The organism is Vibrio sp. 1F253, assembly GCF_041439295.1.
Classification (GTDB): domain Bacteria; phylum Pseudomonadota; class Gammaproteobacteria; order Enterobacterales; family Vibrionaceae; genus Vibrio; species Vibrio tasmaniensis_A.
The window spans coordinates 20,494-34,101 of record NZ_JBGONU010000049.1 but is presented as its reverse complement, the minus strand read 5'-3'; the positions used below and the strand labels follow the sequence as shown (position 1 = coordinate 34,101).

10 protein-coding genes are annotated in these 13,608 nt (G+C 45.2%); 2 read left to right on the top strand and 8 right to left on the bottom strand.

Going from position 1 to position 13,608, the window contains the following annotated elements; translation table 11 throughout:
* The first annotated feature begins 304 nt into the window (after positions 1-304).
* Together ACED28_RS19090 and ACED28_RS19085 are read left to right on the top strand one after the other, a co-directional pair.
* The gene (locus ACED28_RS19090) at positions 305-4,828 is read left to right on the top strand and encodes an SslE/AcfD family lipoprotein zinc metalloprotease (protein ID WP_371710482.1); all 4,524 of its coding nucleotides are present in this window, start codon (positions 305-307) and stop codon (positions 4,826-4,828) included.
* A gap of 205 nt (positions 4,829-5,033) precedes the next feature.
* Complete coding sequence (locus ACED28_RS19085; RefSeq protein WP_017103393.1) at positions 5,034-5,357, top strand: DOPA 4,5-dioxygenase family protein; 324 nt, start codon at positions 5,034-5,036, stop codon at positions 5,355-5,357.
* Positions 5,358-5,475: 118 nt separating this feature from the next.
* On the opposite strand, the gene ACED28_RS19080 is transcribed toward ACED28_RS19085, so the two are convergent.
* The 8 genes from ACED28_RS19080 to fruB all read right to left on the bottom strand — a co-directional run bounded on the left by ACED28_RS19080 (position 5,476) and on the right by fruB (position 13,316).
* Entirely contained in the window at positions 5,476-5,628 is a 153-nt protein-coding gene (locus tag ACED28_RS19080) for a hypothetical protein (protein WP_009844874.1), read from the bottom strand.
* An 88-nt stretch (positions 5,629-5,716) separates the two neighbouring features.
* Positions 5,717-7,009, bottom strand: coding sequence for a sensor histidine kinase (locus ACED28_RS19075; RefSeq protein WP_371710480.1), 1,293 nt, complete (start codon positions 7,007-7,009; stop codon positions 5,717-5,719).
* Complete coding sequence (locus tag ACED28_RS19070; protein ID WP_371710479.1) at positions 7,006-7,680, bottom strand: response regulator transcription factor; 675 nt, start codon at positions 7,678-7,680, stop codon at positions 7,006-7,008. The genes ACED28_RS19075 and ACED28_RS19070 overlap by 4 nt, the downstream gene beginning before the upstream one ends.
* An 8-nt stretch (positions 7,681-7,688) precedes the next feature.
* Positions 7,689-8,600, bottom strand: a complete 912-nt coding sequence (locus ACED28_RS19065; RefSeq protein ID WP_371710478.1) for a sterol desaturase family protein — start codon at positions 8,598-8,600, stop codon at positions 7,689-7,691.
* Positions 8,601-8,611: 11 nt separating this feature from the next.
* Positions 8,612-9,229, bottom strand: coding sequence for a hypothetical protein (locus ACED28_RS19060; protein ID WP_371710477.1), 618 nt, complete (start codon positions 9,227-9,229; stop codon positions 8,612-8,614).
* 190 nt (positions 9,230-9,419) lie between these two features.
* A complete protein-coding gene (fruA, locus tag ACED28_RS19055; RefSeq protein WP_371710476.1) occupies positions 9,420-11,180 on the bottom strand; it encodes a PTS fructose transporter subunit IIBC in 1,761 nt (586 codons plus the stop codon).
* A gap of 15 nt (positions 11,181-11,195) precedes the next feature.
* Positions 11,196-12,173, bottom strand: a complete 978-nt coding sequence (gene pfkB / locus ACED28_RS19050; protein WP_371710475.1) for a 1-phosphofructokinase — start codon at positions 12,171-12,173, stop codon at positions 11,196-11,198.
* A 9-nt stretch (positions 12,174-12,182) separates the two neighbouring features.
* The gene (gene fruB / locus ACED28_RS19045; protein WP_371710474.1) at positions 12,183-13,316 is read right to left on the bottom strand and encodes a fused PTS fructose transporter subunit IIA/HPr protein; all 1,134 of its coding nucleotides are present in this window, start codon (positions 13,314-13,316) and stop codon (positions 12,183-12,185) included.
* Between the last annotated feature and the right edge of the window lie 292 nt (positions 13,317-13,608).

Sequence of the window (13,608 nt, the reverse complement as noted above, 5' to 3'; positions counted from 1 at the left end):
TCATTAGTGATTGTACTCACTTAACTCAGTGTCCAAAACTGCTGGTGCGGATCAAGATATACCCTATCGGTCTTAATGTTAATGGCTAATTGAAATGCTGTATCTCTAACGAGGTATGGCATTTTTTTGTATTAGGTACTGGAATGTTTCGCAGTTGGAATAAGGATCTCAAATTTGTTTTTTATTTAAAATTCAATTGCTTATTGGTGGGTGCTTTTATCGTTAAGACAAAAAACAATAGTCATCGAGGTGGAGTAAATCGATAAGATAGCGGTCCATTTTAAACTACGATTAACATCGCTCAATGAAAAAAAACATAATTGCGCTGGCTATCATATCCACGGCTCTTTCAGGATGTAATGACGATTCACGAACCTATGGTGGCACCCCTGACACATTGCCTCCAGCGGACATCATTCCACCAACGGATATTCTTCCGCCGACTGACATCATTCCACCAACGGATATTCTTCCGCCGACTGACATCATTCCGCCAACGGATATTCTTCCGCCGACTGACATTATTCCACCTACAGATATTATCCCCCCAACAACTTACATCGGTTCACTGTTGTCGAGCGGGGCGTTTGTGTCTGGAGATGTGTACTGTGACGGCGTTCATCTTGAAAACGGAACGTTCAGTGTTAAACAAGGCGTGAGTTTTAGTTGTACCTTGGGTCACCTTACTTTAGGTGATTTCACTGCTCCTTTCCCTGAGATAACAGAGTTCACGATTTCAAATGATGGGCTTAACGCGGCATTTGAGTTGACAGAATTACACGGAGACAACGTTACTAAAGTACTCGAATCAATTGATGTTTGTGAGACAGAAAGTGCTATCTGTTTAAAAGAACTGGATGCTTTTGATATTGAGGATGTGTTCTCGCAACTTGATGATCAAGATGCTGTCGATGCATACTTTTCATCCAAAGAAGAAGAATCTACCGATGAAGTAGGTAAGGCTCCTAGTTCACACGTAGACACTACTGTTGTTCCTGCGGTTGACCCTAATGCGGACAATAACCTTAACGCTGGTTTTGTTTCTGCAGACGCGGAGTCTACCTATGCTTATAAGCCAAGTGTTGAAGGTAAGGTGTTAACTCGCAGTAAGCTTACAGATGCTAATGGTACGCCGATTTCTGGGATCAGTTTCTTTTCGGCTAACGCGACGGGCGTGACGGATGAAGAGGGTATCTTTGAGTACCTGTGGGGTGACAGAATCGCCTTTGGTATTGATACGTTTGAGTTTGGCTCCATTACGGGTAATCAGATTGCTTATCAATTGTCTGATGTGACCAATAATGTGGTAGAGAAGGCGAATATCCAGTCATTACTAGAGCGCTACGCGGTTGATCATCTAAGTCATTATGAGATATCTGAAGAAGTCCAAGATACCTTTTCAAAGTACCCTAACGTTATAAATGAACTGATTAACCTAACTCTGCCAAATGGGGGATTAATAGAGGGTACAGACTTTGAACTTCCTAATGAGTTTGTTGGTCAGTTTAGCCAAGGGTTAACGGCAGTAATCGATGAGCAGCTGCGCCAAACGCCTCAGTTTATGGATTATGTTCGTCAACCTGCCGTTTTATCTATGGATTCTGGTCAGTATGTAACAGAGTCTCTGCAGCAAATCTTTCACAACGTCACCACATTCCATGTATTCAATGATAATGGTAGCTTTTACGGTGCAGCGGGTTATACCCGTGGTATGCGAGCTCTGAATATATCGAACAGAGCATTCCCTGTGATGATGCCAAGAACTGATAAAAACCGTGAGCTTTACTTTGGTGAGCAACAGGCCTGGACTCGTGAAGGCAAGCCTTACATCGCACAACACCCAAGCATCTCGATGCCGCCGATTCCTTTAGTCTCTGAAGACAACGCGACTTATGGTTTTCCATTCGTTACAGCAGGCGAGATAGGCAAAGGTAAGGTCGTGTTCATGGGTAATGGCTTATATCCAAGTATTCTGTCATGCCCTGAAAATTATTGGGCCAATCGAACATTGCATATCGATAGCAACAAACAACAGTGCACTGTTTCGACGTTCGAAAACCTACTGCATGATGACCAAGGCAGCATGAGGTCGTTTTTCTCGAACTTGTTTGAGTGGTTCAATAATGGTCTGCCTATTGCTGGGATGAATGCAGTCACCAATATTGACCAAGCTTATTCGGCTTATCACCACTCCACAATGGGTAAGCAGTACACGTTTTTTGTTAGTCCTCAGTATGGTTTTGCATCAGTAGAAAAGCGCGGTTCAGGTGACTTTGATGGTTTGGATGCGAGCACCACGCCTATTTTGATCCTTCAGGCATACCCACCTAAGTTGGTTCAAGATGGCATGACTAACCAGTTTGTTGCTGACTTGGATAACCCTAACTTAAACCAAGACGATATTACGGCTCTTATTAACTATGTTAATGACGGTGGCAATATCTTGTTTATGGATGCGATTCAAACGACTAACCCTGAACCTATTGGACGCTTAGCGGACGCCGCGGGTGTATCTCTAGGTGGTGAAAACGTTACGCCAACAAACCAAGCTTTCTGCGGTAGCTCTTATTACTGCCAAGCGCCGTATCCAAATCTTCACGTGAAGAGTGAAAAGGAAATGGTGGTTCTTGAGCGTTTTCAAGATAACCAAGGAGAGCCTCCGTTCACGGTAAATCAAGATGGTACGGTTGAGTGGATTGAAGATGAATCCAAAATCAAGTTTGAAATCCCGACTTATGAGGTTGCTAAGTTAGACGCTGAAGGGAAGCCAGTGCTTGATGCGTCTGGTGTAACAGTAATGGAGGCAAAATCCGCACGTATCTTTGTTGAATCTGTAGCAGAGCGTGAAGCGGCGATCAAAGAACTGCAGTCGGCATTCGTTGGCACTGAGATTTGTAAGAACGAGTATGAATACGAATTTAACTGTATAGAGACTCGTTCTGGAGACGGTGTGACTGTTCGCGGTGCTTATCATAGAGCCGATTTCGATCGCTATGAAGTGAGTAAAACCATTGTCGACAGTATGGTGAAAGCAGCGAACTTGGGTTCTAACTTTACAGCGCTCTACGAGCACGAGATTTACTATCGCACGAAAGGTACTCAAGGTAAGCGTCTGTCCAACAGCGAATTGAATCAAGCGTTTGATAACCTGTCTGTTTGGATGTGGAATGACAACGCATACCGATTTGAAACAGACATACAAGATGAGTTGGGGTTCAAGCAAGCTGTTCAGTTCCTTAACTGTTATACCGAAGACTTACATCAAACAGATACACTAGAAGCACAGTGTCCTGTTGACCTAAAAGCGTCGTTAGTCGCTAATGGAATGATACACGGCGAAGGTGAGTTATCGGGACAGTTGAATCCGAGCTATCCATTAAATTACATGGAGAAACCTCTGACTCGCATTATGTTGGGGCGCTCATTCTGGGATCATGAAATCGTTGTTGATACCACAATGTATCCGGGTCGAACTTCAGGTGCATCTTCGTCAAGTTCGGTTCTTATCCAAACAGATGGCAAGGGCGTCACGTATTCGGCTGGGAACAATCAATCGACAGGTTTATGGGCTCCTCAGCTACAAGATGTGACGATTAGTCATGGTGTCGCTGCAACGATTACTGTAATGATGGCGGATGATCTTACAGGTAAGCCGAATCACGAAACGAGTTTGAAACGCCCTCCACGTATGCAAACCAGCTTTGACTACAATGGATCGAGCTTAACTTTCAAGGTTCCATATGGTGGCCTTATTTACATTCAACCGAAAGTAAAAGAGCTTGGTGAAGTCTCGTTTAGCATTGAGGGCGCGTTAAAAGCTGCTTGGTGGAAAGAGGGACAGTGGATTAACACTATTCAATCGGCAGACGCACCAATTGCAGAAATCGATACGGGTTCATTTATTTACACTACACCAATAAGGAATCTAGAATCCGCTGATTTGAACCAATTCGCAACAGATATGAATCGATTCGCTGAAGCTGCAAGTGACTTCTACGGGCGTGATGAGAAACAAAGCACTGGTTTACACCGTAGGTTCACTTATCCAGAACTGAAGGCGTTCCGCCATCGTTTTGTGAATGACGTGCAGATTTCGATTGGTGCTGCTCACTCTGGTTACCCAGTGATGAATTCAAGCTTTAACGCAAATCGGACATACATTCCAACCAACCCTGTGAACGACTGGTTATTGTGGCATGAAGTTGGTCATAACTTAGCATCAGCTCCTTTCCTAGCGGCTGGTAGTACAGAAGTGACCAATAACCTTCTTGCGTTGTATATGCAGGAGTTAGAGGGGCGCAATGCAAACCCTGAAATGGATCGTATTAAATCGGATATTAAGAAAGCACCTAAATGGCTAGAGCTTAATAATGAACATGCGTGGTCACATGGTGATGCAGGTTTACGATTAGTTATGTTTGGTCAGCTAAAAATCTGGGCAAAATCGAATTTTGCAATTGATGATTGGTATACACGCGGCGCAAGCCAATCTGATGTGTATGGTGAAGATGAAGGCTGGAACATGTTCAAACTTATGCACCGTAAAGCTCGAGGTGATACAGAGGGTGATGCGGTTGAAAACTATTGTAGTGCCAAAGATACTGGGCTAACCGGTGGCGACTTAATGATGGTATGTAGCTCCTACGCTTCGAACTATGACTTAAGTGATTTCTTTGTTGCTTGGAACGTGGGAGAAACCTCGATGACTAATGCTGATGGCTCGAAGTCTTATAGTGGCGGAATTAGCTCTAAAGGTCTTAGTGCGGTTGAACAGTTAAAACTAGAGAAACCAAAGAACAGCCCTTTGAATGTTGATTCAATTTACTAACGCTAATTCTTGCTAAGGCATTTTACAGCTAAAATATAGGCGCCACACTTAAATTACGTGTGGCGTTTTTGTTGCAATGTTCTAGAAACTTTCAGCTAGATCAGCCTTCTACATGATGTTTAGTACTTCGGCTGCCATTGGTTGGCTGTCCTTGCTAGAGAAAGCAGGTTAAACTGTTCGCATCATAATTCTAAAGGATGGTGCCATGTACCACGGTCATATCTATTTCCCTCTGCGCTTTGCAGAGCAGGCAGAAACACTGCGTCAGAAAATTCTATCGGAACGTAAAGATGTGTTAGAGACTTTCCCATTAATCCAGCGTTTGGTTGGGCCACATAAAATGCCGATGTTTGAGATTCACTTTGCGAACAAAGAGTCGGGCATTGTGGAATGGCTTGAAAAAGAACGCGGTGACATGTCGGTGTTGATTCACCCAGTAACCGGCGGTGAAGAAACTCTAGACCATACAGTACGTGCGACCTGGCTTGGTCGCGAGCTTGGTGTATTCGAAGATACGCTGACTAGCTAATTCAATTCTGCGCCCGACAGTGAGTACCTAACAATCTAACTTAGTAACTTAGTAACTTAGGTGCTGTCGGGTGTGTCAGCGCACAGCTCGTTTTGCTCATCGTCTTCTTGCCGAAATTCTAGCTTCTCCAGCTATTCCCCAGTAACAGCGATACCGCTACCGACACGCCTAATGCGATTAATATATTAGGTAAGTAAAGACCCCAAATCGCGACACAAACCGCGACTGTTACCACAGCCCACAACAGTGTTTCTAAAATCCAAGTGCCCATAACATTACTCCTAACTAGATTGTGCGACTAGCATAACCAAGCAAGGGTAAACTTTTGGTCACCATCCAATAACCATTTGGGCAAATCGTTACAGCATGACTTTGACGATGAACTCATGGTTGTGAGTTTCATGAGTAAACTGCCAACCTTGGTTCTGACAAACGCGATCAATGAGCTCTAGGCCAATACCAAATGAGGTTTGCTGTTCAGAGTCGTTTGCTAGTTTTTCATCTTCCAAACGGTTGATCACCTCAAACTGATGTTCTGTCAGTGTGATACATATATCTCCGTTGCCACCGTGTTGGAATGCATTTCGGACTAAGTTGGTGATCACAACCTCAGTTAACTCGCGGGGGAGGGAGTGTTCGCCTTGATCGACCTTGGTTTGAATGTCCACTTCTTTGTTTTTTAGAAGATATCGTTGGCTTTCGATAATATTATTGAGCAGGGATTCTAGCTTGATTTGCTCATAGTTGGTCTCTATCTCGTTGTTACGACTCATCCATAGCAGAGTCGTTACCAAGGCCTTCATGCTGATGGCTGAACGTTGGATTCGCGCTACGGCACGTTGACCACTGTTTGGAATGTTTTCGGATAACCGCACCAGCATATCGCCACTGGCTGAAATAGTGGCAATCGGTGTTCTTAATTCGTGGCTTGCTGCTCTCAAGAAAAAGCTCTCACGCTCATTGGCTTGGCGTTCACCCTGTACGCTTTTAACCAGTTGCGAAGCCAACTTATGGATCTCTTTATACCGAAACTGAGTCAGCCCTTCTGTGTTGTCCACATCCAGAGATTCAGACCATTTTGATAGCGTAATAATCGGTTTGGTGACTCTGTGTATCAAAAGGCGAATGATCAAGAACACCAAGAGCAATAGGACGCCGATGGCAATGAAGGCATTGTTAATTTGGTTGACGGAATCGGGTGGGTTGAGCTCGAATAGATTCAAGTAGATGGCTTCATCGTACTCAGAAATAATATACAAAGCTTCGTCGATACCGGAAATTTGATGTTTGGCGGCGTAGAGGTATTGGCCTGACTCATTGTTATGTGATTGCTCGTAATGTTCATAAATCGCATCGTTATCAAACGCTTTCCAATCAAAGGTTTGTTGGAACTTAGCCGGCAGATCTGAATAGCTTAGAAAGGCTTGGAATGTTGGGTTTTGGTAGTCGGGTAGTTGCCCTGTTTCGATGTATTGCTGCTCTGCGACTTCCAATTCATACAAGAACCCATATTTTGCCGATTCATTGAGGCCGATGTGGTAGCTCTGTGAAACCATCAAACTGTAGATGGCAGTCAGTAACACCACTATTCCAAATAAATAGAGATAGATGTCGCGCTTAATACTGACTCGATTCATGTTCGCGTGTTTCATGATGGCTCCTCATGCAAGACAACACCAATACCATGAACTGTGTGAATCAGTTTTGAGTCAAAGGGCGCATCAACCACTTGTCGAAGCTTAAACAGGTGCGCTTTCACGCTGTCAGAGCTTGGCATTTCGTCTTCCCATGCTTCTTCAAGCTTGGCTTTGCTCACCACGTTAGGGCTGTTTCGCACTAACATCACAAGCATTCGCCAACAGACTGGGGACAGCTTCAATAGCTTGCCGTCTCTAAGGGCTTGGTGCTTGTCTAAGTCCAGTTTGAGATCCGCCACAGACAGTGACGTCACCGATCCTTGAGAGCGACGTATCAGCGCCATAAGCCGTACTTTCAGCTCTTCCATCGCAAAAGGTTTCACTAGATAGTCATCCGAACCCACTTCGAACCCGGCGATTTTGTCTTGTAATGTGTCCCTTGCCGTTAACATAAGGATAGGTGTCGTGACACCTTGTTGGCGAAGAGATTGACAGACATCGAGCCCGTCCATTTTGGGCATGTTGATGTCCGTTAAGATGATGTCATAACGCCCCTCTAACGCAAGATTGAGTCCTGCGCTGCCATTGTAAGCAAAATCGAATTCGAAACCGTCGAGTTCCATATAGTCTGCAATGGCTTCTGCTAAGTCGCTGTCGTCTTCAATCAGCAGGGCGTAAATGCTCATAAGTGTCCTTACTTTGTTTCTCGTTCTCTTTTCCAAGCCCAAATAGGCGGCTGAATAAGAAGCTGTAGTCGATAATTCCAATTTGGCGCATGCCATAACTGTTGGCACAGTTTAACGTAGCCGTGGAAATATACCTTAAATGGGTTCACAGAGTTGATTCTCGGGAACACACCGTATCTGACTTCTTCCTCTTCTTTAGCGAAGGTGCCGAACATACGATCCCAAATGATAAAGATGCCAGCATAGTTCTTATCAAGATATTGCTTGTTGGTCGCGTGATGCACTCTGTGGTGTGAAGGCGTATTAAACACCGCTTCAACAGGGCGGGGCAGGCGCTTAACTGTTTCGGTGTGCAATAGCGTTTGATAAAGTTGCACAAAGGTTTCACACATCAGCACCACAAACGGATTGAATCCGAGCAGGATTAACGGCAAATAAAAGAAGAACGGGAAGAACCAATCCAAAGGCCCGAATCGGTAAGCGACAGAGATATTAAAGTAAGGCGAGCTATGGTGAACAGAGTGCGTTCCCCAAGCTAAACCGTTGCTGTGCAAGAATCTGTGTTCCCAGTAGTACGCGAGATCGGCCAAGATCAAGCAACCCAGAATTGTCCAACCAGATATCGGTAGCTGAGTTAGGCTGAAATTCTCGTAGGCGTAAACAAACGTGCCCACATAGGCTAACCCGACAAAGAAAAGGGTCACCAACAAGAAGAACAAAGTGACTAAGTTAGTCGCGCTGTCTCCCAACATATTCCAGCTGAGCTTTTTCTTAAAGGCATAGCGGATAAGCTCAAAGATAAACAGAGCCAGAGCAAGCAGCAGAAAATTATCATCTACCCAAGTTTCGGTTAGGATGATGCTCGTTTCTGTGAATGTTTGAGAGAGAAAATCCCCAATGCTATCCATAGTGAAATTCATAACTAAATCCTTTACTGGTTGTTCTTATAATAGACGTATAACTCACTAGAATCTGGCAAACCATGCTGGTTCAGCTGGTGATGTTCTATAACCATATCCACTTCTTTTAATATCGCGATACCTTCCCAAGCTTGTGCTAATTCCTGTTCGGTATGTTCGCCTTTACCTAGTAGAAGCGTGCCTTTGGCTTTGTTTGGGAGCTTAATTAAGGACTTGTTTTTATTTGATTTTGATTGCTGAGTCGGGAAGCCAATCATGATTGTTGCTTCGCTGAAATCAGAGCTGATCTCTTGATAGATCACGATGACTTGTTGTTGTGCGCTCTTTTCGTCATTGACTTCGAGGCTCTGATAGAAGTCCACCCATAACTCAGGAACATCCTCTAATGGAATCGTCTTGCTCAAACCTTGCAGAAAAGTTGTGTTTGCAGTGACTTGTGGTTTTTTAGTTGCGGGCTTATTTGTTAGCGGCTTACTTGTTGATGACTGTTTCGTTGAGGAGTTGTTCGTTGATAACTCAGCGATTGGCTGCTCCGTCGATGCATCCGCAATCGCAGGCTGAATATGTAATAGCCCCCAGACAACACCAGTAATACCGACTGTCGTGAGTAATGAAGCGAATAATTTCATGCTCTTTCCTTGTGGTTCATTTTTCTTATCAAGGACAGTAAAGGAGGCGAGGTAAACAAAAGGTAACCGTGGGGATTGTTTTGGTCAGAGGGTATAGGTGATTCATTAAAAAAGGCTCCTCAAATGAGGAGCCTTTGTTTTATCAAGAGCCTCTGTTCGTCAGCCTTAACCGCTAAACAGAGTAGGGGGATTAAGCCTCGGCAGTCACTTTAGAATTGCTCATCTTTTTAAGAGCTGCGTAACCAAAACCTGTTACTGCTGTACCTGCTGCAATCGCCACTAGGTACATAAGTACTGGAGAGATAGCGCCAGGAATTAGCAGTACGAACAAGCCGCCGTGTGGAGCCATTAGTTGTGCACCAAACATCATTGATAGAGCGCCCGTTAGTGCGCCACCTGCCATACATGCTGGGATAACACGCATTGGGTCTTTCGCTGCGAATGGGATTGCACCTTCAGAGATGAAACATAGGCCAAGAACGAATGATGCTTTACCTGCTTCACGCTCGCCTGCTTCAAACTTGTCTTTCACTAGGAAAGTTGCAAGGCCCATACCTAGAGCCGGAACCATACCTGCAGCCATGATTGCTGCCATTGGTGCGTAAGTTTGTGAAGCCAATAGACCAACACCGAACGTGTAAGCCGCTTTGTTTACTGGACCACCAAGGTCGAAACACATCATTGCGCCTAGAATCACACCCAGAAGAATCGCATTAGACGTTCCCATGTTGTTTAGGAAGTCTGTCATTGCGCTCATCACGCCTGAAACTGGACCACCAACGATGTAAATCATGACCAAACCAGTGAACAAACTCGCGATAAACGGAATGATCAGAATTGGTTTGAGGGCTTCCATGGATTGTGGAAGTTGAACCTTGTCGGCAATGAATTTTGCTGCGTAACCCGCAATGAAACCCGCTGCGATACCACCTAGGAAACCTGCGCCTGTTGAGCTAGCCAACATACCGCCAATTAGACCTGGAGCCAGACCCGGACGGTCAGCAATAGAGAATGCAATGAAACCAGCAAGAACAGGAATCATCAGTGCGAATGCAGAACCACCACCGATAGTCATCAATGCTGCTGCTAATGTGCCTTCTTCTTTGAACGCTTCGATACCGAATACGAAAGACAGTGCGATGATCAAACCACCCGCAACAACCACAGGAAGCATGTGAGATACACCTGTCATTAGGTGCTTGTACACACCTTTCTTCTCATCAGCAGGCGCAGAATTTGAAGACGCTGTGTGCTGGTATGACTTAGCTTCAGCGAATGCTTTTTCCATCTCTTGCTTTGTTTTCTTCAAAGCAGGACCTGTTGTGGTTTTGTATAGCGCTTTGCCGTTGAAACGATCAAGAGGAACGTCGATGTCGGCAGCGATGATAACAAGATCAGCGTCTGCGATTTCTTGGTCTGTCAGTTGGTTTTTCGCACCTACAGAGCCGCGAGTTTCCACTTTGATCTGGTGACCTAGGCGTTTGCCTTCTGCTTCCAGCGCTTCAGCTGCCATAAAGGTATGTGCAACACCCGTTGGGCAAGCGGTAATCGCTACGATCTTCTTGCTGCCTGTGCTTACTGTTGTAGAAGAGTTTGTTGAAGTACTAGTAACGGTAACTGCTTTTTCAACTTGAGAAGCGTCTAATACCGTTGCTTCTGCTACCGCTTTCTCTAGAAATGCTTTTGCATCTGCTGTGCATTCAGAGATAGCTGCTTGGTACACTTTTTTGCCAACAAAGCGCGCTTTATCAATGTTTGTGTTGGCAGCAATAACCACAACATCGCTGCTGTCGATCGTGTCTTGTGATACTGGAGAGTTAGGCAATACGCTAGATTGACATTCAATAGCGGCGTTCCAACCCAGTGTTTTTGAAGCTTGCTCTAACAAGCCGGCTGCGATGATGCTGTTTGCTACGCCACTTGGGCAAGCTGTGATGATGGTAATATTCATAATAATCCCTTTGTCCTATTTACTTGTGTCTAACTGACTAGTTGGAGCACTAAGCGCCTGTAATTGGATATTTTGTCGTACTGAATCCAGCTCTTGTTGGCTGGTTACACCCACGCCTACCTGTGAAACTGCTAGAGCAGATAGGGCGGTTGCGAATTTAATAAGTTCTGGTTTTGGCATCTGTTGCATGTGACCCCAACATAGACCAGCAACCAATGTGTCACCTGCGCCTACCGTGCTTACTACTTGCATACGCGGCGGTTTAGCATGTAACCATTCACCTTGGTTTAGCCACATCACGCCTTCAGCGCCAAGTGATACCACGATGTTATCGATGCCTTTTTCACTTAGGGCTTGGCCTGCGTGTTGGCATTGGTCACGAGTTGTCAGTTCTGCATTGAACAGCTGAGACAGCTCTTCATCGTTTGGCTTAATCAACCAAGGTTGCGCATTGATACCGGCTTTAAGTGCGTCACGGCTGCTATCAAATAGCACCTTCTTACCTAAATCGTGTAAGCGTTGAACCCAAGAAGCGCAAAGCTCAGGAGAGATGCCTTGTGGCAAGCTGCCTGCAATCACGAAGTATTCGTGGTCTTCAGCCAGTTCTAACAAGGTTTCTTCAAACGCTTTGATAGCGTCAGCATCAACAGGAACACCTGGGAAGTTGATGTCGCTTACTTGGCCTGAGTTCTCTACCAATTTCACGTTAATGCGAGTTGCGCCATCAACACGGATGAAGCGGTCAGTTGCGCCCATCTCTTCAAACAGTTGGCAGAACGCTTCTTCGTTATTGCGACCAAGGAAGCCAGTCACTGTCACTTTTGCGCCAAGCTCTGAAAGAACTTTTGCGACGTTTACGCCTTTGCCCGCTGCATGCAGAGAGCCTTTGTTTACTAGGCTAACTGAACCCACGTTAAGTGCGTCGATAGCGCCTGTCAGGTCTAGAGCAGGGTTAAGCGTTACAGTAACGGCTTTGATTTGTTTATCAGACATATCGACTCCTTAACCTTCGCCAAGGCCTGAAGCGATAGCTTTACCAATCGATTCAAGTGCTTGTGCTGCGTCTTCACCTTCAGCAACAAACTGAAGCTGGTGGCCGTGTTTAACGCCAAGAGCGATCACTTTCATCAAGCTCTTCGCGTTCACTTCTTTTCCGTCACCATCTAGGTTTGACACGCGGATTGTTGATTCAAACTTCTTCGCTTCAGCGACTAGCATTGCGCCCGGACGAGCGTGTAGGCCGTGTGCGTTTTTGATTTTGAATACTGCGCAGTTGTCGTCGTCTTGAGACGCTGTAGAAACCGCTTCACCTTTTAGAAGGCCAATGACTTGCGCTGCGTCAGCGGTTAACAGTTGTTGCTGTTTACCTTCGAAAACCATCTTGCTTAGGTTTGCCAGAATAGATTGGTGCGCGCTGTTACAAGCAGCAAATGCCACCAATGCTTTAACTGGTGTGCCTTCGTACTCACAGTGGTTCGCTGTTGAAACGAAAGATACGCCAGTACGTGTTACGCCTTTATCGCTGCCCAATAACCACAGGCCTTGGCCTAGGTGAGTCGGTGTTTTTGTTACTAGGTCAGCAACGAATGCGTTGTCTGTGCAACCTGTGTTTTTAAGTAGGCCGCCCGCAACGGCAGACATTTGAATCATGTCGCTCGCAGGGAACAGTAGCTGAACTAAAGAAGCGTCTAGGTCGGCTTCAAGCTGAACTTCGCCGTTAAGTAGAGCGATGATTTCGTCTTCTGATTTCGCTTGCTTTAATTTCTCTTCAACACCGTCTGCCGCTAGAACCTTTGTTAGTTGCTTAAGGATGCCTAAGTGCTCGTCAGATTTCGCTGCAATACCAATTGCTACGTAAACACGGTTGCCGTCTGCCCAATCAATACCTTCAGGGAAGTGGTGTACCGCAACGCCTGTCTCTTTCACTAGGCCACGAGTATCCGTCGTTCCGTGAGGAATCGCGATGCCGTTACCTAGGAACGTAGAGTTCTGGTTTTCACGGTTCAACATTCCTTCAACGTAACCAGAGTCAACTAAACCTTTAGCTGTCAGGTCGCCAGCAATGCTTTGGATTGCTTTGAATTTGTCTTCGGCAGTTTGGCCTAGAGTGATGTCAGATTTTGATAATTTAAGCATGGTGCCTCTTTAGCGTATCGCTTGAGAATTTGTGTATCGCTACGATTCAGTCTAGAGCAATATTTGCCCGCTGCTTTATGCTTGCTGAATCGGTTCAGCATTCGGTGTAAAAAAATTCAGCAAAGCCGATTTTGGTTTTCAAAATAGTTTTGCTGCGTGTCGTAATTCCAGTTTCGTTAACAACAAGAAGCTGAATCACGACAAATGGCGCTCAATCCATTCAAAAGGATGATTGAAGTCACTTTTCAGATTTTGCTGAATCCTTTCAGCTTTTATACTGAATCGATTCAGC